Source organism: Azospirillum palustre, assembly GCF_002573965.1.
Taxonomy (GTDB): Bacteria; Pseudomonadota; Alphaproteobacteria; order Azospirillales; family Azospirillaceae; genus Azospirillum; species Azospirillum palustre.
Genome location: NZ_PDKW01000043.1, coordinates 2,045,443 through 2,068,776 on the forward strand (window position 1 = coordinate 2,045,443; position 23,334 = coordinate 2,068,776).

General features: G+C 67.2%; 22 protein-coding genes. 13 read left to right on the plus strand and 9 right to left on the minus strand.

The genetic code is table 11. From position 1 onward, the window contains the following. Positions 1–140 precede the first annotated feature (140 nt). Both ugpB and CRT60_RS31910 read right to left on the minus strand, forming a co-directional pair. Positions 141–1,496: a sn-glycerol-3-phosphate ABC transporter substrate-binding protein UgpB gene (gene ugpB / locus CRT60_RS31905; protein ID WP_098740425.1), complete on the minus strand. Its 1,356-nt coding sequence runs from the start codon at positions 1,494–1,496 to the stop codon at positions 141–143. A 308-nt stretch (positions 1,497–1,804) separates the two neighbouring features. Next, a complete protein-coding gene (locus CRT60_RS31910) occupies positions 1,805–3,412 on the minus strand; it encodes a hybrid sensor histidine kinase/response regulator (RefSeq protein ID WP_098740426.1) in 1,608 nt (535 codons plus the stop codon). Between the two features lie 268 nt (positions 3,413–3,680). Here CRT60_RS31910 and CRT60_RS31915 point away from each other — a divergent pair, with 268 nt between their 5' ends. Next, positions 3,681–4,439: a M48 family metallopeptidase gene (locus CRT60_RS31915; RefSeq protein ID WP_098740427.1), complete on the plus strand. Its 759-nt coding sequence runs from the start codon at positions 3,681–3,683 to the stop codon at positions 4,437–4,439. A 46-nt stretch (positions 4,440–4,485) separates the two neighbouring features. Here the strand turns inward: CRT60_RS31915 and CRT60_RS37655 are convergent, their stop codons facing one another. Next, positions 4,486–7,758: a bifunctional diguanylate cyclase/phosphodiesterase gene (locus CRT60_RS37655; protein WP_098740428.1), complete on the minus strand. Its 3,273-nt coding sequence runs from the start codon at positions 7,756–7,758 to the stop codon at positions 4,486–4,488. A gap of 434 nt (positions 7,759–8,192) precedes the next feature. On the opposite strand from CRT60_RS37655, the gene purB reads away from it, so the two are divergent. The 4 genes from purB to rarD all read left to right on the plus strand — a co-directional run bounded on the left by purB (position 8,193) and on the right by rarD (position 11,426). Further along, complete coding sequence (gene purB, locus CRT60_RS31925; RefSeq protein WP_098740429.1) at positions 8,193–9,488, plus strand: adenylosuccinate lyase; 1,296 nt, start codon at positions 8,193–8,195, stop codon at positions 9,486–9,488. Positions 9,489–9,649: 161 nt separating this feature from the next. Next, positions 9,650–9,889, plus strand: coding sequence for a BolA family protein (locus tag CRT60_RS31930; protein WP_012973287.1), 240 nt, complete (start codon positions 9,650–9,652; stop codon positions 9,887–9,889). Positions 9,890–9,975: 86 nt separating this feature from the next. Beyond that, positions 9,976–10,311: a Grx4 family monothiol glutaredoxin gene (grxD, locus tag CRT60_RS31935; RefSeq protein WP_085088255.1), complete on the plus strand. Its 336-nt coding sequence runs from the start codon at positions 9,976–9,978 to the stop codon at positions 10,309–10,311. A gap of 191 nt (positions 10,312–10,502) precedes the next feature. Beyond that, positions 10,503–11,426: an EamA family transporter RarD gene (gene rarD / locus CRT60_RS31940; RefSeq protein ID WP_098740430.1), complete on the plus strand. Its 924-nt coding sequence runs from the start codon at positions 10,503–10,505 to the stop codon at positions 11,424–11,426. 3 nt (positions 11,427–11,429) lie between these two features. Here rarD and CRT60_RS31945 read toward each other — a convergent pair whose 3' ends face one another. Continuing rightward, positions 11,430–12,092, minus strand: a complete 663-nt coding sequence (locus tag CRT60_RS31945; protein WP_098740431.1) for a TetR/AcrR family transcriptional regulator — start codon at positions 12,090–12,092, stop codon at positions 11,430–11,432. 181 nt (positions 12,093–12,273) lie between these two features. Here CRT60_RS31945 and CRT60_RS31950 point away from each other — a divergent pair, with 181 nt between their 5' ends. After that, complete coding sequence (locus CRT60_RS31950) at positions 12,274–13,389, plus strand: alkene reductase (protein WP_098740432.1); 1,116 nt, start codon at positions 12,274–12,276, stop codon at positions 13,387–13,389. Positions 13,390–13,580: 191 nt separating this feature from the next. On the opposite strand, the gene CRT60_RS31955 is transcribed toward CRT60_RS31950, so the two are convergent. Further along, positions 13,581–14,087, minus strand: coding sequence for a hypothetical protein (locus CRT60_RS31955; RefSeq protein WP_098740433.1), 507 nt, complete (start codon positions 14,085–14,087; stop codon positions 13,581–13,583). A gap of 312 nt (positions 14,088–14,399) precedes the next feature. Here CRT60_RS31955 and CRT60_RS31960 point away from each other — a divergent pair, with 312 nt between their 5' ends. The 6 genes from CRT60_RS31960 to nifW all read left to right on the plus strand — a co-directional run bounded on the left by CRT60_RS31960 (position 14,400) and on the right by nifW (position 19,474). Continuing rightward, positions 14,400–14,795, plus strand: coding sequence for a HesB/IscA family protein (locus tag CRT60_RS31960; RefSeq protein ID WP_098740434.1), 396 nt, complete (start codon positions 14,400–14,402; stop codon positions 14,793–14,795). Positions 14,796–14,853: 58 nt separating this feature from the next. Continuing rightward, positions 14,854–15,777 (plus strand): Fe-S cluster assembly protein NifU, encoded by a 924-nt coding sequence (gene nifU, locus CRT60_RS31965; RefSeq protein ID WP_098740435.1) that lies wholly within the window; start codon positions 14,854–14,856, stop codon positions 15,775–15,777. A 15-nt stretch (positions 15,778–15,792) separates the two neighbouring features. Further along, on the plus strand, positions 15,793–17,022 hold the full coding sequence (nifS, locus tag CRT60_RS31970; protein WP_098740436.1) for a cysteine desulfurase NifS: 1,230 nt from the start codon (positions 15,793–15,795) through the stop codon (positions 17,020–17,022). A 133-nt stretch (positions 17,023–17,155) separates the two neighbouring features. Then, complete coding sequence (gene nifV, locus CRT60_RS31975; RefSeq protein ID WP_098740437.1) at positions 17,156–18,277, plus strand: homocitrate synthase; 1,122 nt, start codon at positions 17,156–17,158, stop codon at positions 18,275–18,277. Next, the gene (gene cysE, locus CRT60_RS31980) at positions 18,274–19,125 is read left to right on the plus strand and encodes a serine O-acetyltransferase (protein ID WP_098740438.1); all 852 of its coding nucleotides are present in this window, start codon (positions 18,274–18,276) and stop codon (positions 19,123–19,125) included. The genes nifV and cysE overlap by 4 nt, the downstream gene beginning before the upstream one ends. A gap of 13 nt (positions 19,126–19,138) precedes the next feature. Then, positions 19,139–19,474 (plus strand): nitrogenase-stabilizing/protective protein NifW, encoded by a 336-nt coding sequence (gene nifW, locus CRT60_RS31985; RefSeq protein ID WP_098740439.1) that lies wholly within the window; start codon positions 19,139–19,141, stop codon positions 19,472–19,474. 56 nt (positions 19,475–19,530) lie between these two features. Here the strand turns inward: nifW and CRT60_RS31990 are convergent, their stop codons facing one another. Beyond that, positions 19,531–19,833 carry a hypothetical protein gene (locus CRT60_RS31990; RefSeq protein WP_098740440.1) on the minus strand — a complete coding sequence of 101 codons (303 nt, stop codon included), beginning with the start codon at positions 19,831–19,833 and terminating at the stop codon, positions 19,531–19,533. A gap of 289 nt (positions 19,834–20,122) precedes the next feature. On the opposite strand from CRT60_RS31990, the gene CRT60_RS31995 reads away from it, so the two are divergent. Next, positions 20,123–20,530 carry a response regulator gene (locus CRT60_RS31995; RefSeq protein ID WP_098740441.1) on the plus strand — a complete coding sequence of 136 codons (408 nt, stop codon included), beginning with the start codon at positions 20,123–20,125 and terminating at the stop codon, positions 20,528–20,530. A 100-nt stretch (positions 20,531–20,630) separates the two neighbouring features. Here CRT60_RS31995 and CRT60_RS32000 read toward each other — a convergent pair whose 3' ends face one another. The 3 genes from CRT60_RS32000 to CRT60_RS32010 are packed head-to-tail and all read right to left on the minus strand — an operon-like array spanning position 20,631 to position 23,330. Then, the gene (locus CRT60_RS32000; RefSeq protein ID WP_098740442.1) at positions 20,631–20,924 is read right to left on the minus strand and encodes a ferredoxin family protein; all 294 of its coding nucleotides are present in this window, start codon (positions 20,922–20,924) and stop codon (positions 20,631–20,633) included. Then, positions 20,921–22,222, minus strand: coding sequence for an FAD-dependent monooxygenase (locus CRT60_RS32005; RefSeq protein WP_098740443.1), 1,302 nt, complete (start codon positions 22,220–22,222; stop codon positions 20,921–20,923). The genes CRT60_RS32000 and CRT60_RS32005 overlap by 4 nt, the downstream gene beginning before the upstream one ends. Before the next feature lie 28 nt (positions 22,223–22,250). Continuing rightward, positions 22,251–23,330, minus strand: coding sequence for an electron transfer flavoprotein subunit alpha/FixB family protein (locus CRT60_RS32010; RefSeq protein ID WP_098740444.1), 1,080 nt, complete (start codon positions 23,328–23,330; stop codon positions 22,251–22,253). Positions 23,331–23,334 lie beyond the last annotated feature (4 nt).

The window sequence follows — 23,334 nt, forward strand, 5'->3', positions numbered from 1 at the left end:
CCGGGGTGAGGGGGAGGCATGGAATGGATTTCGTGGGGAGCGTAGAGTGCGCGATTCTTGAAGATCCTTGCCGCGCATCCCCCTCACCCTAACCCTCTCCCCGGGGGGGGGGAGAGGGGATGCGGGAGTGGTTCAGCAGATCAGCCCTTGTTGGCGCGCTCGAAGTTGCGCAGCACGGTGTTGCCGCGCTTGATCGAGGCGTCCAAGGCCTGCTTGGCGTCCTGCTGGCCCTGGAAGGCCTTCTCAAGCTCTTCCTGGATGATGTTGCGGATTTCCGGCAGGTTGCCCAGGCGCAGGCCCATGCTGTTCTCGGTGGTCGGCGTCCGGGTCAGCTGGGCGGCCGGCACGTCGGCGCCGGGGTTCTTCTCGTAATAGCCCTGCGCCTTGGCCAGTTCGAAGCCCTTCATCGTCACCGGGACGTAGCCGGTGTCCATGTGCCACTTGGCATCGACCTCGGGCCGGGCGAGGTAGGTGAAGAACTGCGACACTGCCTTGTATTCGGCCGGCGTGCGCTTGGGCGAGGTCATCACCCAGAAGGCGGCGCCGCCGATGATGCTGTTCTTCGGGCCGTCCTTGGCAAATTCCGGCCAGTAGGGCAGCGGAGCGGCACCCCAGGCGAAGGTCGCCTCCTTCAGGATGCGGCTGCGCAGGCCCGACGAGGCGTGGATCATCGCGCATTCGCCCGACGGGAACAGGGCGTCGGGCTTGTTGTCGCGGCCGCCATACTTGAACAGGCCATCCTTCTGCATGTCGATCAGCGTCTGGACATGCTTGACGTAGAGCGGGGCGTCGATCTTCAGCTCGGCGTTCAGGCCGCCGAAGCCGTTGGCCTGGCTGGCGAAGGGCGTGTTGTGGATGGCGCCCAGCTGTTCGAACTGCGCCCACACCGGCCAGGCGGTGGTCAGCGGGCAGGTGGAGCCCGACGCCTTCAGCGTCTTCGTCGCCTCGATCATCTCCGGCCAGGTCGCCGGCGGCTTGTTGGGATCGAGGCCGGCCTTCTGGAAGGCGTCCTTGTTGTAGAACATGATGGTGCTGGAGCTGTTGAACGGCAGCGCCATCATCTTCCCGTCCTTGGACGAGTAGTAACCCTTCACCGCCGGGATGTAGGCGTCGGCGTCGAAGGACGCGCCCGTCTCCTGCATCAGCTGGTAGACCGGCTTCACCGCCGGACCGGCGGCCATCATGGTGGCGGTCCCGACCTCGAACATCTGCACGATGTGCGGCGCGTTGCCGGCGCGGAAGGCGGCGATGGCCGCCTGCATCGTCTCCGGGTAGCTGCCCTTGTAGGAGGCGTTGACCTGGACCGCCTGCTGGCTGTCGTTGAAGTCCTTGGCGATCTGCTCCAGCTGGCCGCCCAGCGGCTGCGGCAGGCCGTGCCAGAAATCGATCACGGTCTTCTGTTGCGCGAGAGCCGAGCCCGGCAGTGCGGCGGCGAACAGCAGGGCGGAGGTGGCGGCGGCGCCCGACAGGAGGGCAAGCTTGCGGCGGGTCAACATGCGGTGGGTCTCCCTATCCCGGTATGGTTCGCGGTTGTCATGAGGGCAACGGGTTGCCGTCCCGCGACGCTTTCGTGAAGTTTTGGTGGCAATCGCAGACGCCGCTGCACACGCCAATGCGCGCGACGTTGTGTGCGATTGCGAAAAAGACCGGCAGCGCGATGATCGCTTTCGAAACTGTTTGGTTGCTCTAACCGTCACACTGCGCACGCATACGCGGGTCTGTCAAGACGCCGCATTACAGTTTTATGACGTGAAAATCGCAGCGATGGAATGTTGCAGAGCGAAAACGCGCAAGTGCGGAACGGCTAACGCGGGCAGACGGCATCCGGACGGCGGACGGACGGTAGGGCCCCCGCCCGTCCGGCCATCAGGCTGCGGCTCAGCAGGCGGCGCAGGGCGGTCGGATCGCAGGGCTTGTGGACCAGGGGAAAGCCGCTGCGGTCGACGCTGCGCAGCCGGTCGGGATCGGTGTCGCCGGTGACGATGACGCCCGGTACCCGCCGGCCGCAACGGGCACGGACCGCCTGGATGGCGTCGATGCCGGTCTCCGGCCCCGACAGGCGCAGGTCGGACAGCACGAGGTCGGGCGCAGCAGCGCCGCCCTCCAGCCCGGCGCAGGCTTCGTCGATGCCGCGGGCGGGGATGACCGCATAGCCCCAGCCACGCAGCAGCAGCCCGATCCCTTCAAGCTGCACCGCGTCGTCCTCGATCACCAGCACCGTGCGGGTTTCCATGGGTGTGGCAGCGGCGAAGGACGACTGGCCGGCCGCCGGCTCCGGTTCGCTGTCGCCGGAGTCGTCGCCCGAGCGGTCGCCGTCATTGCCGGCCAGCGGCACCTCCACCGCGAAGACGGAGCCCTTGCCGAGCCTGGAGCGCACCGTCACCGGATGCCCCAGCACCTGCCCCAGCCGCCGCACGATGGCGAGGCCGAGGCCCAGACCCTGCTTGCGGTCGCGCCCCGGATTGCCGAGCTGGTGGAAATCCTCGAAGATCACGGCATGGTTGGACGGGTCGATGCCGACACCGGTGTCCCACACCTCGATGCGCAGGAACTCGCCGCGCCGCCGCGCCGCCAGCAGGACGCCGCCCTTCAGCGTGTAGCGCAGGGCGTTGGCCATGATCGGCCGCAGCAGCCGCTCCATCAGCGCCGGGTCGCTGGTGATGTGGGCGTCGAACGGGTGGATGTTGAGGCGCAGGCCCTTCGCCTCCGCCTCCGGGCCGAATTCCTCCAGCATCTTGGCGAACAGTTCGTCGACCGGGAAGGTCTCCGGCTTGGCGGTGACCAGCCCGGCCTCCAGTGCCGAGACTTCCAGTAGGGCGCGCAGCAGCGCCTCGCCGCCGAGGATCGCCTGCTCGAGCTTGTTCGCCAGCTCGATGGAGGCCGGATCGGTCAGCCGGCCGCTCAGCAGATGGTGGAACAGGTGCATCGCCTGGAAGGGCTGGCGCAGGTCGTGGCTGGCGGCCGACAGGAATTTGCCCTTGGCGGTGCGGGCGCGCTCGGCATCGGCGCGGGCCTGTGCCGCCTCCGCCCTTGCTTCCGCCAAGGCGGCGGCCCCGGCATCGGCGACAAGAGCCACCGCGCCGGTGCGGCCATCGGCGTCCGGGACGGGCGTCAGCGCCAGCATGCAAGGAAAGCCGGGAAGCGGTCCGGTGGTGGAGGCAGGCGTGCCGGTCGCCATCACCCGCCGCCGCAGCCCGTCGAGCCCTTCGGCCGTTTCGGCCGGCAGCCCGGCCTCCGCCAGCGACAGCCCCTCCACCCCGCCCGGCGCATGGCCGATCAGGGCGGCGAAAGCGGGATTCGCCACCAGCACGCGCCCATCCTCGCCAAGCAGTGCCTGGGGAGAACCGTTGGCCGACAGCAGGGCGTCCAGCCAATCCTCACGCGTCGGAGTTTTTCCAGGGATGAGGGGCATGGCATGTACTCGGCAAAGCTGAAGGGAAGACCGACCGCAGGCAAACGAACATATGAACTGGCGGCAAATGGGAGGCCTACAGACCACCGCGTTACCTCTGCTTTATCTTGTGCCCCGATCGATCGTGTCAAATGTGACCTCAGTCGACCCCATAGGCCGGGATCGTTCGAAAGCCCTAATGCTTTAAGCCGAAATCGGGCCGCGGCACCATTCCGACAAAGGGCGGAGGACGCTTCCGCAGCCGGCGCCGGCCGCGCTATAAGACGGCATGGTGCAACGCCTCCCCGCCCTATTGCGTCGCCGCAAGCGGTCCGCCGCCCGGCCGCCCCAGCCGCCCCGCGCGCTGGAGATATCCGGCCTGCCGATTCCGCTGGAGCTGCGGGAAAGCGCGCGTGCGACCCGCATGACCCTGCGGGTCGATGCCGGGCGCGGGCTGGTCCAGGTGGTGGTGCCGGTCGGCGTGTCGGAAACCGATGCCCGCCAGTTCGTCGGCCGGCATGACGGCTGGCTGCGGGCGCGGCTGGCGGCGATGCCGCCGTCCCTGCCCTTCGCCGACGGCGCCAGCGTGCCCTATCTCGGCATCGAGCATGTCATCCGTCACGACCCTGCCATGCGCGGCCCGACGCGCATCGAGGACGGCGCCCTGCTGGTCGGCGGACAACCGGAACACGTCGCCCGCCGCGTCCGCGATTTCCTGACCGCGGAGGCCAGGCGTGAACTGGCGACCCGCGCCCGGCTGAAGGCCGCGACCATCGGTGCCCGCGTCGCGGCGGTGACGATCCGCGACACCAAAAGCCGCTGGGGCAGTTGTTCGTCCACCGGCCGGCTATCCTTCTCCTGGCGGCTGATCCTGACGCCGGAGCCGGTGCTGGATTATGTGGTCGGGCACGAGGTGGCCCATCTGCGCGAGATGAACCACTCGCCGCGCTTCTGGGCGCTGTGCGCCAGCCTGACCGACGGCAGCGGCGTGGATTGGCCGCGGGCCTGGCTGAAGGCGAACGGCACGCGGCTGCTGCGGTACGGGTGACGCCCGCCACCCGATCCGACGCCCAACCCAACGCCGAGCAAAGCGCCTAGCCCACCGGTTCGGCCACCCGCGGCTCGGCTGCGGCGGCATCGCGCCGGACGAACTCCAGGAAATCCTCGTAGGGCATCGGACGGCCCAGCAGATAGCCCTGGCACTGGTCGCAGCCCATCTCGGCGAGGCAGTCGTACTGCTCCTCCGTCTCCACCCCTTCGGCCAGCGTCTGCATGCGCAAAGACCGCGCCATGCCGATGATCGCCTCGGCGATGGCGCCGCTGTCCGGGTTGCCGGCGCGCAGGCCGCTGACGAAGCTGCGGTCGATCTTCAGCTTGTCGACACGGAAGCGCTTCAGATAGGCCAGCGAGGAATAGCCGGTGCCGAAATCGTCGATGGCGACCGGCACGCCCAGCTCGCGCAGCCGCGCGAAGGTTTCCGACACCACGTCGGACTCGTCCATCAGGACGCTTTCCGTCACCTCCAGCTCCAGGGCCGAGGGCGGGATGCCATAGGCGGACAGCCAGCCGGCCACCCGCTCCGCCAGTCCCGGACGGCGCACCTGCACCGCCGACAGGTTGACGGCGATCAGCAGATCGTGGTGGCGCAGCAGTTCGGCCGCGCGGCGGCAGGCCTCGCCCAGCACCCAATCGCCCAACGGCAGGATCAGGCCGGTATCCTCGGCCACCGGAATGAACTGGCCGGGCATGATCAGCGTGCCGTCGGGCTGGCGCCAGCGCACCAGCGCCTCCGCCCCGATCAGCCGGCGGCCGTCCATGGAGAACTGCGGCTGGAAATGCAGCTCCAGCTCGTTGTTGGCGAGCGCCCGGCGCAGGTTGCTTTCGGTCCACATCCGGTCGGAGGCGCGGCGGTTCAGCTCCGGCGTGAAGAACTGGTAGGTGGCGCGCCCGGCCTCCTTCGCGGCATACATCGCCATGTCGGCGCTTTTCAGCAGCCCGTCGATGCCGGTGCCGTCGTCGGGGTAGATGGCGATGCCGATGGAGGGCGTGACCTGCAACTCGTGCCCGTCGATCAGATAGGGTTCCGACAAGGCGTGCAGAACCTTGCGGGCGACGATGCCGGCGGCGTCGGAGCTGTCCATGTCGCCGATCAGGATGATGAACTCGTCGCCGCCCTGGCGGCTGACGGTGTCGCCCGCCCGCACGGTGGCGGTCAGCCGCCCGGCCACCTCGCGCAGCAGGTCGTCACCGACCTGATGGCCCAGGCTGTCGTTGATCGTCTTGAAGCGGTCGAGATCGACGAACAGCAGCCCGACCCTGGTGCCGTGGCGCCCGGCGGCCAGCATGGCGCGCTCCAGCCGGTCGCGCAGCAGGAAGCGGTTGGGCAGGTCGGTCAGGAAATCGAACTGCGCCAGATGGCGGATACGCTCCTCCTGCGCGCGGGTCGCGGTGATGTCGCTGAAGGCGGCGATGTAGTTGGCGACGGCGCCGTCCTCGTTGCGGACCAGCTTGACGCTCAGCCACTCCGGAAACACCTCGCCGTTCTTGCGGGTGCTCCAGATCTCGCCGGCCCAATGGCCGTTTTCGCGCAGTTGCACCCACAGGTCATCGTAGAATCCCGGCGGGTTGCTGTCGGAGCGCAGGAATTCGGGATTGCGGCCCAGCACCTCGTCCCGATCGTAACCGGTGATGCGGGAAAAGGCGTCGTTGGCGGCGACGATCTGCCGATGTTCGTTGGCGACGAACATGCCCTCCGCCGCGTTGTCGAACACCTTGGCCGACAGGCGCAGCTGCCATTCCGCCCGCTTGCGCTCGCTGATGTCGCGGGCGATGGCCGAGTAATAGACGTCGCCCTCGTAGGTGATCCGGCTGGCGGTGACCTCCAGCTCCAGCGTGCGGCCGTCGGCGGTGCGGTAGGCGGTCTCGTAATGGCTGGCCGCGTCCTCGCCCTCGGCGGCGAAGCGCTTCAGCAGGTCGGCCTGCCCCATCACGAGGTCTTCCAGCGTCCCGCCCAGGGCCTGGCAGCCGAAGGGATTGATGTAGGCGATGTGCAGGCCGGCGTCGGCCAGCACGACGATCTCCGACACATGGTCGATGAAGAAGTTGGCGAGATACAGCTGGCGCGCCCGTTCGCGCAGCATGCTGTCGCTGTGCCTGACCCGCAGCTGATAGCCGCCGACGATGCGCCGGATCCAGCCGGTGACCAGCCATGACACGCCGACCGAGGCGGCCAGCGCCACGGCCAGCACCGCCACCGTGGTCCAGACCCGCTGGTTGACGCCGCGACTGATCTCCGCCCGGCGGACCTCCATCTCCTTGCCGACATCGTCGATGTAGAAGCCGGCGACCAGGATCCAGCCCCAGACGCTGGGGGCCGAGACATAGGCCATCTTCGGCGTCGGCCGCGCGGTGACCGGGTGGATCCAGTCGTAGCGCAGCTCGCCGCCGCCCTGGCGTCCGAGTTCCAGCAGCCGGGTGACGAGGTCGCGCTCGGTCTTCCACGGCAGGTCGCGGGCATTCATCCCCTCCGACGCCGGAGCGGTGGGCGACAGCAGCACCTGCCCGTCCTGGCGCAGCACCCCGACATAGCCGGTTTCCCCGAAGCGGAAGGCGCGCAGACGCTCCAGCGATTCGTGCTGCAAGCGCGCCTCCACCGCCCCCAGCGCGTCGCTGGCGCCGATCACCCAGTCATAGGGTTCGAAGCGGCGGACGAAGGCCAGCTTGTCCACCGCCGATCTGTCGCTAGTTTGAGCCGGATCGTCCGGCATGCGCCAGCGATAGCGGGCGAAGCCGCGCAGGCTGGGATCCTGGACCGCCCGCATCAGCTCGCGCATCACGGCGGCCCCCTGGGGATCGGGGGCGGAGAAGGGAGAGGTCCCCTCCCGCGACGGGTCGACCGGCATCAGCACCGATTCGCCGTTCAGGTCGTTGATGAAGTAATAGCCGCGCCCGCCGGAGAAGCGCAGCGGCCGCAGCGTCTGCTTGATCGATTCCTTCACCGACGCTTCGGGCAGGATGTCCTTTTCCCGGTCATGGACGCTGCGGGCGATGGAATAGGCCTCGTCGACCTGGGCGCGCAGCTGCTCCTTCAGAAGCGGTTCGACGCGGGAGCGCATGTAGGCGAGGTAGGACTGCGCGTTCTCCACCTCCTGCACCAGGGCCTGATGCTGCTCCTCGACATAGCGCGCCTCGCTCTGCTGGAGGTCATGCTCCAGGTCGGCCCAATGCTGCCAGACGAAATAGAGGCCGAGCCCGAGGACGAGCGCCGACACCAGCGCCATCGACGCCAGGAATTGCAGGCGGTAGAGCCGGGCCTCGTCGGACGAGCGCGACGGCGCACGGACCAGCTCGGCGACGGGGTCGGACAAGAAGGGCTCCCTTCGAATGGCCTGTTCGGTGGAACTCGCGGAAACCAGCAGGGCCGGTCCCGACGCGCTGTGCAAGTGTTGCTTAATGCTCGCGCGGATTCAACTGCAAGCAAATCAAATCCACCCGGGCGCGACTCTTTGACTGTTTTCCTCGCGCATGGATGGACGGCGACGTTCGGATCCGCATGTCGACAGGGAATTGACGGAAAGTCCGCCCGCGCAGCGTTAGGCGCGGATTCCCTTAGGCTGGCAAGGATTCGCCCATGAAGATTAATGCCGCCGGCAGCGGAGCGGGCAGGCAAGCCGGTCGGGCGGACGGATCGGGCCATCGCGAGGCTTTAAAACGCCCCCCGGCACCGCTATGGTCGCGCGCGCGTGCCGTCAGACCCGCAGCCGCTCCTTATTCCAGCGCCAGCATCCTCCGGAGAGTGCCGATGATCCCCCGCTATACCCGCCACGAAATGGCCCGCATCTGGGAGCCGGAAAACCGCTTCCGCATCTGGTTCGAGATCGAGGCGCACGCCTGCGACGCGCAGGCCGAGCTGGGCGTGATCCCGAAGGAGGCCGCCAAGGCGGTGTGGGAGCGCGGCAAGTGGGAGATCGACCGCATCGACGAGATCGAGCGCGAGACCCGGCACGACGTCATCGCCTTCCTGACCAACCTCGCCGAGTATGTCGGTCCGGAAGCCCGCTTCGTCCACCAGGGCATGACCTCGTCGGACGTGCTGGACACCTGCCTCGCCGTCCAGCTGACCCAGGCCGCTGACCTGCTGCTGGCCGACATGGACGCCCTGCTGGCGGCGCTGAAGCGCCGGGCCTACGAGCACAAGAACACCGTCACCATCGGCCGCAGCCACGGCATCCATGCCGAGCCGACGACCTTCGGCCTGAAGCTGGCCGGCCACTACGCCGCCTTCGCCCGCGGGCGCGAGCGTCTGGTCCAGGCGCGCCGGGACATCGCCACCTGCGCCATCTCCGGCGCCGTCGGCACCTTCGCCAACATCGACCCGCGGGTGGAGGAGCATGTCGCCGCCAAGCTCGGCCTGTCGGTCGAGCCGGTGTCGACCCAGGTCATCCCGCGCGACCGCCACGCCTTCTTCTTCTCCGTGCTGGGCGTGATCGCGTCGAGCGTCGAGAATCTGGCGACGGAAATCCGCCACCTCCAGCGCACCGAAGTGCGCGAGGCGGAGGAGTATTTCCACCCCGGCCAGAAGGGCTCGTCGGCGATGCCGCACAAGCGCAACCCGGTCCTGTCGGAGAACCTGACCGGCCTGGCCCGCATCGTGCGCTCCGCCGTCGTCCCGGCTCTGGAGAACGTGGCGCTGTGGCACGAGCGCGACATCTCCCACAGCTCGGTCGAGCGGATGATCGGCCCCGACGCCACCGTCACCCTGGACTTCGCCCTGGTGCGCCTGACCGGCATGATGGAAAAGCTGGTGGTCTATCCGGAGCGCATGCAGAAGAACCTGGACGATCTGGGCGGGCTGGTCTTCTCGCAGCGCGTCCTGCTGGCCCTGACCCAGGCCGGCATGAGCCGCGAGGACAGCTACAAGGCGGTCCAGCGCAACGCCATGCAGGTGTGGGAGAAGGGCGGCAACTATCTGGACCTGCTGTCGAACGACGCCGACATCGCCAAGCACATCGGCCGCGACAAGCTGGAGCCGATGTTCGACATGACCTACCACACCAAGCATGTCGACACGGTGTTCAAGCGCGTGTTCGGCGAATAACGGACATTTCCTGTTGAATGAGGGGCGTCCGGGCCGTTACGGCGTCTTCCGCAGGGCGGCAAAGACTTGCCGGTGGATGACAAACGGCCCGGCCGCACCTACTCTATTCCGATAAGCGTGTGCCCGGGCGGGGCAATCCTGAACAGAGCGAGGACAGACCCATGGCGATGGAAGCCGCCACGATCGAAAAGCTCATCAAGGAGGGCATCCCGGACGCGGTCGTGGAGATCGCGGACCTGCGCGGCGATGGCGACCACTATGCCGCGCTCGTCACCTCCGCCGCCTTCAAGGGCAAGAGCCGGGTGCAGCAGCACCAGATGGTCTACGCATCCCTCCAGGGAAAGATGGGCGGCGAACTGCACGCCCTGGCGCTGACCACCGCGGTGCCGGAAGGCGCCTGACGCAAGGTGCCTGAGGGCGCCTGATCAAAGTTGCAACGGACAAGGCCCCGGCGCCGCCGGGCCTTAATCGGAAGGGTTATCAGGTCATGGTCGATCAGAACGTCGTCGAGCGCATCGAGCAGGACATCAAGAACAACGATGTCGTGCTGTACATGAAGGGGACCCCGGTGTTCCCGCAGTGCGGCTTCTCCGCCGCCGTCGTCCAGGTGCTGAGCCACACCGGCGTCAAGTTCAAGGGCGTCAACATCCTGGAGGATCCGGGCCTGCGCCAGGGCCTGAAGGAATACTCGAACTGGCCGACCTTCCCGCAGCTCTACGTCAAGGGCGAGCTGGTCGGCGGCTGCGACATCGTCCGCGAGATGTACGAGTCGGGCGAGTTGCAGACCCTGATGGCCGACAAGGGCGTCGCCACCGCCGCCTGACCGCAGCGCCGGTCCGGTGAAGTACGGAAAAGCCCCGCTCCGGCGGGGCTTTTTCATGCCCGGCGCCTTTTCCAGCCTGGGCACCTTTGCTGCCAGACACCAGGATCACGGGCAGCGATGCCGGCCGCGCAGTCCGGCCATGCCCGGCGGCCTGCTGCCGGATTGCACAAACACTGTGCTAAACGGACGGTATGGCTCAGACCCCGCCGCCCGCCCAGGCCCCGACCTCCACAACCGCCGCGTTCGTCGCGGCGCTTGCCTCCTACCTGATCTGGGGGCTGGTCAACCCGGTCTTCTTCAAATCCCTGGGCGACGTCGGCGCGGTGGAAATCGTCGCCCACCGCGTGGTCTGGACCGTGGTGCTGGTCGGCATCGGCGTGCTGGCGACCCGCGGGCCGGCGGCCGTCGTCGCCGCGGTCGGCAACTGGCGCCGGCTGGGCATTCTGGTGGTCACCACCCTGCTGGTCACCGTCAACTGGACCGTCTTCATCTGGGCGGTGGTGAACAGCCGGCTGGTCGAGGCCAGCCTGGGATATTTCATCAACCCGCTGGTCAATGTGCTGCTGGGCGTGCTGTTCCTGAACGAACGGCTCAGCCGCGGCCGGATGCTGGCGGTCGCCATCGCCGCGGCCGGCGTCGGCAGCCTCGTCGTCAGCTATGGCGCCGTGCCCTGGGTCGCGCTGTCGCTGGCGCTGTCCTTCGGCTTCTACGCCCTGGTGCGCAAGAAGGCGGCGATCGATCCGGTGATCGGCCTGCTGGTGGAAACCGCCCTGCTGCTGCCGGCGGCGCTGGGCTATCTGCTGTGGCTGGGCAGCGACGGCGCTTTCGGCCATGGCTGGGGGGAGAGCACCCTGCTGGTGCTGGCCGGACCGATGACGGCGGTGCCGCTGGTGCTGTTCATGATCGGCGCGAGCCGGCTGACCATGACCACCCTGGGTCTGCTGCAATATGTCGGGCCGACCGGACAGCTTCTGCTGGGCGTGCTGGTCTATGGCGAAGCCTTCACCCACAGCCACGCCATCGCCTTCGCCTGCATCTGGGTGGCCCTGGCCGTCTTCACCGCCGACGCGGTGCACAGCCACCGCGCCACCACCCGCGCAGCAGCAGCAGAGTAGGTCTCAGCGCGGCGTCAGGCCATGGGCGATGGTGTGGGCCAGCGTGCCGACCATCGCGCAGATGCCGGCATCGTCGCGGCCGAACACCACCTGATCGAGGAAACCCAGCCCGAAGCTGAGCGTCGCGATGCCGGCCGCCACATTGGCGAGGTCGGCATCGGCGGCGATGGCGCCGCGCTCGCGATAGCCCTCCAGCCGTTTCATCAGGCAGGGGATGCGGCTCTCCGACAGGGTGCGCGCCATCTCGTCCGCCACCGCCTGATCGACCAGGGCGCGGGCCAGCACGACGCGGGTGAAGTCGCGGCATTTCCAGCTGTGCTTCAGCTGCGCGTGCAGGAAGCGGCCAAGGTCGGTTTCCAGATCGTCGTCCGGCGGCGGCAGGTCGCAGCCGCCCGCTTCCTCGCGCCAATAGCGTTCCACCACCGCCAGCAGCAGCCCGCTCTTTCCTGAGAAATAGCGCTGGATCAGCTGTTCGTTGACCCCGGCCCGCCCGGCGATCTCCCGGGTCGTCGCCGCGTCGAAGCCACGCTCGGCGAACACCACCTTGGCGGCGTCGAGCAGCGCGCTTTCCGTCGCGGCGCGGTCGCGCTTGCGCGCCCCGCCCTCGCAGGCGCCCTCGGTGCCGTTTCCGGGGCAACAGCCGTCGGCGTCATTGCTTGCGTCCAAGACCCGTCCCTCTCCAGTCCGCCCCGCCGCCGTCATGACGGGCCGCTTCACGATAGGCAGCGTCATGGCGGGCGGCCTCATAATAAGTATGCAGATACATACTTGACAAGCGGCAGGTGTCGGTTCAAGTATGTACTCACATACATACAAGCCGATTTGCCCAACAGGGGGTAGTCCAGTCATGCCGCACAGCACCGCCACCCCGGATCTGTTCACCCCGCTGCGCCTCGGCGCAATCGAACTGCCGAACCGCGTCGTCATGGCGCCGATGACCCGCAGCCGCGCCGGCGACGGCAACTGCCCGACCGCGCTTACCGCCGAATATTATGCGCAGCGCGCGTCCGCCGGCCTGATCATCACCGAGGCGACGCAGGTCTGCGACACCGCCCAGGGCTATCCCAACACGCCGGGCATCCACACCGACGCCCAGACCCTGGCATGGCGCGCGGTGGCCGACGCGGTGCACACGGCCGGCGGGCGGATCGTCACCCAGCTCTGGCATGTCGGCCGCATTTCCCACCCGCGCTTCCAGCCGAACGGCGCCGCCCCGGTCGCCCCGTCGGCCATCGCGGCGAAGGGCCAGCTCTACACCGGCGCCGGCATGGAGCCCTTCCCGGTTCCGCGCGCCCTTGAAACCGCCGAGATCCCCGTTCTGGTCCGGCATTTCGCCGATGCCGCCAAGCGCGCCGTCTTCGATGCCGGCCTGGACGGCGTCGAGATCCACGCGGCCAACGGCTATCTGATCGACCAGTTCCTGCGCGACAGCACCAACACCCGCACCGACCGGTATGGCGGGACGGTGGAGAACCGCTGCCGCTTCCTGCTGGAGATTCTGGAGGCCACGGCCCATGCCGTCGGTGCAGACCGCATCGGCGTCCGCCTGTCGCCGACCGGCGTGTTCAACGACATGAAGGACAGCGACCCGCTGCCGCATTTCCTGGCGATCGCCAAGGCGCTGAACCCCTTCAACCTCGCCTATCTGCATGTGATCGAGGGCAAGCCCGGCCACCACATGGCCCCGCCGGAAGGCGCGCCGCACGTGGCGTCCACCCTGCGCGCCGCCTACAAGGGTCCGTTCATCCTGAATGGCGGCTACAGCCGTGGCGATGCCGACGCAGCGCTCGCCAATGGCGAGGCCGATGCGGTCAGCTTCGGCGAGGCCTTCATCTCCAACCCGGACCTGCCCGTGCGCTTCCGTGCCGGCGCCTCGCTGGCCGAACCGGACCGCACCACCTATTACGGCGGCGACGCCAAGGGCTACACCGATTACCCGGCGCTGGAATCCATCGCCGCCTGACAGGTTTGCGGCCCCGAATTCCGCCCCCCGAATCCCCAATCGGGAATCCCCAATCGGGGCCGCAATTCCTCTCGACGTGAGAGAGCGCGTCGTGAGCGCGTCGTGAGACGCAAATCCCCCCTCCCCCCGGCCCGGTTCCCCCCTGGGCCGGGGGGCTTTTTTTGTGGGGCCGCCTTATCGGGCCGGGTCGCTCACGCCGCCCCGCCCTCCAACCCGCGGGCAAGTGCCGCGATGGTGCCGTAGCCGACCTGATCGGCCGGGTCGATCTCCGCCATCTTGGCGAGGATCGCCAGCGCCTTGTCGCGGTTGTGGCGGCGCAGTTCGATGAAGGCCAGCGCCTTCATGGTGAACAGGAAGAAGCGCGCCGGTCCGGCCACCGTCCAGTCGGTGGAGCCGGCGGTCAACTGCGACCAATCGGACGGAAAGCCGCCCTGGAGTGCCGCGGCATCCAGCCCGATGCGGGCCACCCGCTCCGCCTCCCCCAGCTTCTTGCGGTTGAAGTAGAATTTGTAGAGCGCATAGAAGACCGGCAGCACCCGCGGTCCCTTGCGGTGGGCCTCCCACAGCAACGCCTCGCAGGCGTCGGGCACGTCGCGGGCCTTCACCGCCTCCTGCAAAAGCTCGTCGATCTGTTCGGGCACGTCGCCGAAGGCCATGCGGCCGTTCGACATCCGGAGTTCGATCGGTTCGTCGCTCATCGCTTCCCTCGCCTGAATTTTTCCGCTGCTGCAATCAACCATCCGACGCACCGACGACGCCCCCATGGTAGGCGCAGGGGCGCCGGGAAAGACCACATTATTTTTGTGCGGCGAAGTGTCGCGGCTGTCGCGAATCCGACACGCGCCAAACCCGACAAAACCGTTGGCAGGCGAAACATTGTCGGACTTTTGCCATACCGACTCAACCATACAATCCTTTTATTTCAATGGTTTGCAAATCTGGCACACCCCTTGCTTATGTCTCCTCAGATTGGCCGGCACATCCGGCAACGCGGCTTGAGGAGGCGGGACATGGTGACTCTGACGGATGCGGCGGTCTCCACCCTGGAACGGGTCCTGGCGAAGTCCGGCGGTGCGGCCGCCGGCCTGCGGATCGCGGTGACCGACGGCGGCTGCGCCGGCCTGAAATACCAGATGGGCCTGGAGGCGGCGGCCGGCGACGACGACACGGTGCTCAGCTTCGGCCCCGTCACCATCTTCGTCGACGCCAACAGCCAGCCCTTCCTGTCGGGCGTGGTGGTCGATTTCGTCGAGGGCATCGAAGGCTCGGGTTTCAAGTTCGACAACCCGAACGCGACGAGCAGCTGCGGCTGCGGCAAGTCCTTCTCAGCCGGTGAAGGCGGTGGCGGCTCCTGCTCGACCTCCTCGTCCAGCTGCGGATCGTCGGCCCCCTATTCGACCCACTGATCCCGTTTTCAGACAGCTCTTCCCCTAGGCGCGCACCCCACGGAAAGGCAGCAGCGACATGTGGAACTACACCGACAAGGTCAAGGAACACTTCTTCAACCCGAAGAACTCCGGTGTCCTGGACAGCGCCAACGCGGTCGGCGAGGTCGGCTCCATCACCTGCGGCGACGCGCTGCGTCTGATGCTGAAGGTCGATCCCGACACCCAGATCATCCTCGACGCGAAGTTCCAGACCTTCGGCTGCGGATCGGCCATCGCGTCCTCCTCGGCGCTGACCGAGATGATCATCGGCAAGACGGTGGACGAGGCGCTGGTCCTGACCAACCGCGACATCGCCGAGTATCTGGGCGGCCTGCCGCCGGAGAAGATGCACTGCTCCGTCATGGGCGCCGAGGCTCTGCGCGCCGCCATCGCCAACTACAAGGGCGAGGAGTGGGTCGACGACCATGAGGAAGGCGAGCTGATCTGCAAGTGCTTCGGCATCGACGCCGCGATGATCGAGCGCGCGGTGACCGTCAACGGCCTGACCTCCCTGGAGGAGGTCACCCACTACACCAAGGCCGGCGGCTCCTGCCAGACCTGCCACGAGAAGATCGAAGAGGTGCTGGAAGCGGTGATGGCCAAGACCGGCGCGCTGAAACCCGCCGCGAAGCACACCCCCGGCACCGTCGGCCTCGACGCCATCAAGCCGCTGCCGGCCAAGCCGGAACCGGCCGCCGCGCCCAAGCTGACCAACGTGCAGCGCATGCAGGCGATCATGGGTGCGATCGAGGAGATGCGTCCGCAAATCCAGCGCGACGGCGGCGACGTGGAACTGGTCGACATCGACGGCAAGGACATCTACGTCCGGCTGACCGGCGCCTGCTCCGGCTGTTCGCAGTCGGCGGGCACCATGATGGGCGTGCAGATGAAGCTGGTCGAGGCGCTCGGCGAGTTCGTGCGGGTCAAGCCGGCGTCCCTCATGCCGGCCCATGCGGGCTAAGGGGAGGAACCGGCGATGACCATTCCGAACGTGACCATTCCCAACCGGGGCGTCTATCTCGACAACAACGCCACCACCCGCGTCGACCCCGACGTGCTGGCGGAAATGCTGCCGCTCTTCACCGAGCATTTCGGCAACCCGTCCTCGATGCACGCCTTCGGCGCCGCGGTCGGCGGCAAGATCGAATGGGCGCGCAAGCAGGTCCAGGCCCTGCTGGGCGCGGCCCATGACAGCGAGATCATCTTCACCTCGGGCGGCACGGAAAGCGACAACACCGCGATCCTGTCGATCATCGAGGCCTATCCGAAGAAGCGCGAGATCGTCACCAGCGTGGTCGAGCACCCCGCCGTGCTGGCGCTCTGCGACTATCTGGAGAAGAAGCGCGACTACAAGATCCACCGCATCCCGGTGGACAACAAGGGCAACCTCGACATCGACGCCTACCGGGCGGCACTGTCGGATCAGGTCGCCATCGTGTCGATCATGTGGGCCAACAACGAGACCGGGACGATCTTCCCGATCGAGGAGCTGGCGCAAATGGCCAAGGCGGTCGGTGCCGTCTTCCACACCGACGCCGTCCAGGCGGTCGGCAAAATCCCGATGAAGCTCGCCGACAGCGCCGTCGACATGCTGTCGCTGTCCGGCCACAAGCTGCACGCCCCCAAGGGCATCGGCGCGCTGTACGTCAAGCGCGGCCTGCGCTTCCGTCCGATGCTGCGCGGCGGCCACCAGGAACGCTCGCGCCGCGCCGGCACCGAGAACGCGCCGGCCATCGTCGGCCTGGGCGCCGCCGCCCACCTCGCCCTCACCCACATGGGCGAGGAGAACACGCGGGTGAAGGCGCAGCGGGACCGGCTGGAACAGGCGATCCTGGCTGCCGTGCCGGCCTGCTTCGTCACCGGCAACCCGGACCACCGGCTGCCCAACACCTGCAACATCGCCTTCGAGTTCATCGAGGGCGAGGCCATCCTGCTGCTGCTGAACGAACAGGGCATCGCCGCATCCTCCGGATCGGCCTGCACCTCGGGGTCGCTGGAGCCGAGCCACGTCATGCGTGCCATGGGCGTGCCCTACACGGCCGCGCACGGCGCCACCCGCTTCTCGCTGTCGCGCGATACCACCGACGCCGAGATCGACCACGTCATCGCCGTGGTGCCGGGCATCATCGCCAAGCTGCGCAGCCTGTCGCCCTATTGGCAGCAGGACGTCGCCAAGCCCAAAGAGTTCGCACCCGTTTATTCCTAACACCGGAATCGCAGGCCGGGTCGGTGGCCCGTCCCGGCACCCCGCCCGACGACACCCCGTCGGGGCGGGTCCCCGGCCCGGCCTGCGACACTTTTCAAAGGGGACAGGTCTTCCCCGCGCGCGAGGTGCCCCCATGCCCACCACCTTCGCCACCATCAACGACACCACGCTGCGCGACGGCGAGCAGACCGCCGGCGTCGCCTTCACGCTCGACGAGAAGATCGCCATCGCCAAGGCGCTCGACGCCGCCGGCGTGCCGGAGCAGGAGATCGGCATCCCCGCGATGGGCGAGGAGGAGCGCGAGGGCATCCGCGCCGTGGCGTCCTTGGGGCTGAAAGGCCGGCTGATGGTGTGGTGCCGGATGCACGACGCCGACCTGAAGGCGGCACTGTCCTGCAACGTCGGCTTCGTCAACCTGTCGATGCCGGTGTCGGACATCCACATCACGAAGAAGCTGAAGCGCACCCGTTCCTGGGCATTGGCCGAGATCGAGCGCCGGGTCAAACAGGCGCGCGACCATGGGCTGGAGGTCAGCGTCGGCGGCGAGGATTCGTCGCGCGCCGACATGGATTTCCTGATCGCCGCCGCCACTGTGGCACAGGAAGCCGGCGCGCGACGCTTCCGCTTCGCCGACACGCTGGGCGTGCTCGACCCCTTCCAGACGCGCGCCTGCATCGAGCGGCTGCGCCGGGCCACCGACCTGGAGATCGAGATCCACGCCCATGACGATCTGGGCCTCGCCAACGCCAATTCGCTGGCCGCGGTGCTGGGCGGCGCCACCCACGTCAACACCACGGTGAACGGGCTGGGCGAGCGCGCCGGCAATGCCCCGCTGGAGGAGGTGGTGGTGTCGCTGAAGCACCTCTACCACATCGACACCGGCGTCGAGACGCGCTCGCTCGGCACCATCAGCGATCTGGTGGAGCGGGCCTCCAACCGGCCGGTAGCGGTCAACAAATCCATCGTCGGCGCCGCCGTCTTCACCCACGAGGCCGGCATCCATGTCGACGGGCTGCTGCGCGACCGCAGCACCTACCAGAATTTCGACCCGGCCGAGGTCGGGCGCGAACACCGCATCGTGCTGGGCAAGCATTCCGGCACCGCGGCGGTGAAGCTGGCCTATGAGCGGCTGGGCATCGCGTGCGACGACGCCACCGCGCAGGCGGTGCTGCCGCGCGTCCGCGCGCTTGCCACCCGCGCCAAGCGGCCGCCGACGGCAGAGGAACTGCACGCCTTTCTGGAGGCGTCGACATGAGCAAATCCGCCTCCGGTACCGGGATCGTCGCCCTGCTGCGCGAGGATGTCGCCTGCGTCTTCGACCGCGATCCGGCGGCGCGCAACGTCATCGACGTGCTGACCTGCTATCCCGGCATCCATGCGCTGGTGATCCACCGCGTCGCCAACGCGGCCTGGCGACGGGGGCTGCGCTGGCCGGCGCGTTTCCTGTCCTATGTCGCCCGGGCGGTGACCAACATCGACATCCACCCCGGCGCCCGCATCGGCCGCCGTTTCTTCATCGACCATGGCGCCGGCGTGGTGATCGGCGAGACGGCAGAGATCGGCGACGACGTGACGCTCTATCACGGCGTGACGCTGGGCGGCACGTCCTGGACCAAGGGCAAGCGGCACCCGACACTGATGGACGGCGTGCTGGTCGGGGCCGGCGCCAAGATCCTGGGACCGATCACCGTCGGCGCCAACGCGCGGGTCGGTGCCAACTCGGTGGTGACCAAGCCGGTGCCGGAGGGCATGACCGTGGTCGGCATCCCCGGCCGGGTGGTGCGGCCGGAAGCCTATCGCCAGCTGTCCGATCCCCATCTTTCCAATCACGGCATCGACCTGGAACATCACCTGATGCCCGACCCGGTCGGCAAGGCCATCGCCTGCCTGATCGACCACATAAACCGCATCGAAGCCCGGCTGGAGGCCCACACCGCAGCGGAAACGTCACAGTTTCCTGCTAAAAGCATCCGCCTGTCGGAATTTCGCCTGAACGACATACACAGCGATATACGTTTGGACGGAGTGGCCTGCAGTTCCTGCGGCAACATTTGCGACCAGGAGGGGTGCGCCCCCTCGCCTTCCACCCAGCAGCACGCGTGAGGAGCCTTCGACGATGAGCGATTTCACCGACGACCTCGACGATCTGGAAACCGCGGAAGACTTCCTGCGCTTCTTCCACGTCACCTACGACCAGCGTGTTGTGAACGTGAACCGCCTGCACATCCTGCAGCGCTTCCACGATTACCTGTCCGACGACATCGGCATGGAAGGTCTGGACGACGAAGGCACGGCGGCGCGCTACCGTTTCCATCTGGAACGCGCGTACCAGGATTTCGTCGTCTCCAACGCCATCGCGGAGAAGACCTTCAAGGTCCACAAGGAAGAGGCGCGCAAGATGGCCGACCGCTTCGTCCCGCTGGACAGCCTGCTGGGCACGCCGGTCGGCTGACAGCCGGCGCCGTCCGAGCGAACGAGGGGGGCGCGCCTGGCGCGCCCCCTTTGTCGTCAGTGGATTTTGCTCTCGTTCGGGCTGCCGTCGCGCCGGTAGACATGGACGTGGTAGGCCGCCATCGGATTTTCGTCGAGATAGCGGAGCAGCTCCTGCTCCGTTCGCTGCGTGGCGCTGCGGATCAGCACCTGCCACGCGGGCTCCATCGTCGCGCGCATGGTCTCGCTGTGCGGCAGCATGATGAAGCCGGCCCATTCCGGGTCGAAATCGGCCAGATAGCTCTTGGTGTAGTGCTTCATCATCGCCGCGTCGTTGACGTTGACGCTTTCCATGTTTTCGAAACAGACACGCAGATCCATCGCCGGTCTCCTCATGCAAAAAGGTCGCAAACCCGCCGATAGCCCCCGCCCAACAGCCTGCAAGGGACGGGTGCAGGTCCGCGATGCTCGCTCGTGAAAACAGCCGTAACAGTGAGATGGTACGCCGCAGGTGTGAAAAACAAGGGATCGTCGACAGCCCAGGCGACGCTTTTCCACCGTCACCCATGCAAGGGGCGCAGGCTGCACCATTGGTCATAACCCCGCGTTTTCAGGTTCGCCGATTGCACGAGTCCTGTAAAATCGCTGTGACACTCCTTACGCGATCACGATGACCGACCCCTCGCCTGCCTCCGACACTCCCATCCGCATCCTTATCGTCGAAGACGAGAGCCTCGCCGCCATGGCTTTGGAGGAGGTTCTGGGCATGCTCGGCTTCGTCGTCGTCGGGATCGAGGACAATGCGGACGATGCGGTCGCGGCGGCGGAGCGGCTGCGTCCGGACATCGTGATGATGGACATCCGCCTGCTGGGGCCGCGCGACGGGATCGAGGCGGCGGTGGCGATCCGCAAGCGGACCGGCATCCGCTGTATCTTCACCTCCGCCTTCGGCGACCCCGAAACCCGCCACCGCGCCGCCGAATGCGATCCCTTCGGCTTCGTCCGCAAGCCCTACTTCCCGGCAGAACTACAACGGGCGCTGAGTCAGGCGACGGAGACGTTGCAGGGCCAAGTTTAGAAAAGCGTCGGCGCAGGCCTTCTTCCCAAACACAAATCGGCCCCCGCGCGTCGCCGCGCGGAGGCCAACCGGTTCCGGAGGAAGACAACGAAAGACCGGATCAGCCGAACTTGTAGCTGATGCCGTAGCCGCCGCGCGGGTAGTCCCAGGCGATGTTGCCCTTGTCCTGGCAGACGACGCGGCAGGTGCCGCATTCCAGGCAGCCGTCGGTCACCAGCGTCACGCCGCCGGTCTCGTTCTTGCTGTAGCAGGCCGCCGGGCAGCAGAAGGTGCAGGCCTGCCGATCGCAGCTCTTGCACGCCTCCTCGCTCTTGATCTGGATGTGCGGGCGGCTCTCATCGACGATGTAGCGGTTCTGATAGAGCTTCTCTTCGACCTTGACCACAATGCTCATCGCACGGCCCTCACCAGCTTGATTGCGTCACCGACCAGACCCATCACCGAGCGGCGCTTGACGAAGGCCTTCATGATCGCCTTCTCCTTCGTCTTCTTGTCGACGCTGTCGACGGTGAACCAGTTGTGGGCAGCCGCAGTGATCTCGTCGGGGTAGGCGCCGAAGAACTGCTTGTTGCCGTGCATGATGCCGGGCAACTCCCGGTACTTCTTCAGGTCCTTCATGATGAAGCTGTCGTCCAGCTTCTTCTTGTAGGCGGCGAGGTTCGATGCGGTGAAGCCCTTGCCGGCCGCCTTCAGCTCCAGCACCGTCTCCGCCGCCATGCGGCCCGACGCCATGGCGAGGTTGGAGCCCTCGCGGTGGGCGGCATTGTTGAAGTGGGCGGCATCGCCGACCACCATCCAGCCGTCGCCGTAGAGCTGCGGGATCGCCTTGTATCCGCCTTCCGGGATCATGTGGGCGGCGTATTCCTTCATCTCGGCGCCTTCGATCAGCGGCCGGATGACCGGGTGCTTCTTCAGCTCCTCCAGCATCCGGTAGGGCGGGCAGTCGCCGTTCTTGAAGTCGGAGATCAGGCAGCCGATGCCGATCGTCAGCGATTCCTTGTTGGTGTAGAGGAAGGCGGTGCCGACCATCCCCTTGGTCACCTTGCCCATGATCTCGATGACGACGCCTTCGTCCTCCTTGATGCCGAAGCGCTGCTGGATCAGCTCCGGATCGATGAAGAGGATTTCCTTGACCGCCAGCGCCACATTCTCCGGCGCGGCCTCGTCCTGCAACCCGGCGCGCTTGGCGAGCAGGGCGTTGACGCCGTCGGCCATGATGACGACGTCGGCGTGAATCTCGCCGCCTTCGCGGTCGGTGCGAACGCCGATGACCTTGCCCGACGCATCGCGGATCAGTTCGGTCACCGTCGTCTCGCAGATCTGGAGACCGCCGACCTTGCGGATCTGCTCGCCCCACCATTTGTCGATGTTGGCGCGGATGATGGTATAGCGGTTCGGCTTGTCGCTGTTGAAGGCTTCCGAGCGGTAGTTGGTGCCGACGTAATTGTCGTCGCCCAGCAGCCAGACGCGCTGTTCGATGATGTGGCGCTCGGTCGGGCAATCGTCCCGGAAGTCCGGGATGATCTTCTCCAGCTCATGGGCGTACATGATGCCGCCCTGGACGTTCTTGGCGCCGGGATACTCGCCGCGCTCAAGCTGAAGCACTTTCAGCCCCTGCTTGGCCAGCGTGTAGGTCGCGGCGTTGCCGGACGGGCCGGCACCGATGACGATGGCGTCGAACTTTTCGACCATGTCGACAGGCTCCTTTCTCGTCCGGCGGTCAGCCGGCCATGCGGTTTACGGAGAGCCGGCGGCCGAAGGCATCGGTCAGCGCCGGCAGGATCTTCAGTGCGTCGCCGACCAGACCCAGATGGGCGAAGTCGAAGATCGTCGCATTCGGATCGGTGTTGATCGCCAGGATCAGGTCCGACTTCTCCATGCCGACCCGATGCTGGATGGCGCCGGAGATGCCGGCGGCGATGTAGAGCTTCGGCCGCACCGTCTTGCCGGTCTGCCCGACCTGACGGTCGTTGCCGGCCCAACCGGCCTGGACCAGCGGGCGGGTCACCCCGACCTCGGCACCCAGCACCTTGGCGAGGTCGAAGACCAGCTTCATGTTCTCGACCTTGCCCAGCCCCTTGCCGGCCGACACGATGATGTCGGCGAAGGCCAGCTGCGCCTCGTTCTGCTCGCGGTCGGCGATGAAGTTCAGGACCTTGGTGACGATGTCCTCTTCGCGGAGATCCGGCTGGATTTCGATGACGCGGCCGGTGCGGGCGTCGTCGCGCTCCGGCATCGCCATCACGCGCGGACGGACGGTGGCCATCTGCGGCCGGTAGGCCAGCGTCTGGATGGTGCAGAGCAGCGTGCCGCCGAAGGTCGGCCGGGTGGCGGCCAGCGAGCGGTTGTCGGCGTAGATGTCCAGCTCGGTGCAGTCGGCGGTCAGGCCGGTCGCCAGCGTGGTGGCGATGGCGCCGGCCAGATCGCGGCCCAGCGTGGTGGCGCCCAGCAGCACGATCTCCGGCTTGTGCGTGTTCACCACGTCGGTCATCACGCGGCAATAGGGGTCGGTGCGGTAGTCGGTCAGCGCCGGGTCGGTCACCTTGTAGACGATGTCGGCGCCATAGCTGATGGCGTCGCCGCAGATGCGGTTCAGGTCGGGGCTTTCGGCACCCAGCACCACGGCGCCGACCTCCACCCCCAGCTTGTCGGCCAGCTTGCGGGCTTCGCCCAGCAACTCCAGCGACACGGAGTGGACGATGCCGCGCTCCTGCTCCACGATCACCCAGACGTTCTGGTAAACCTTCAGGTGTTCGGGAAGCTGGAACTTGCGGCCCTGGGGCTTGCTCGGTTCGCTCATCGTC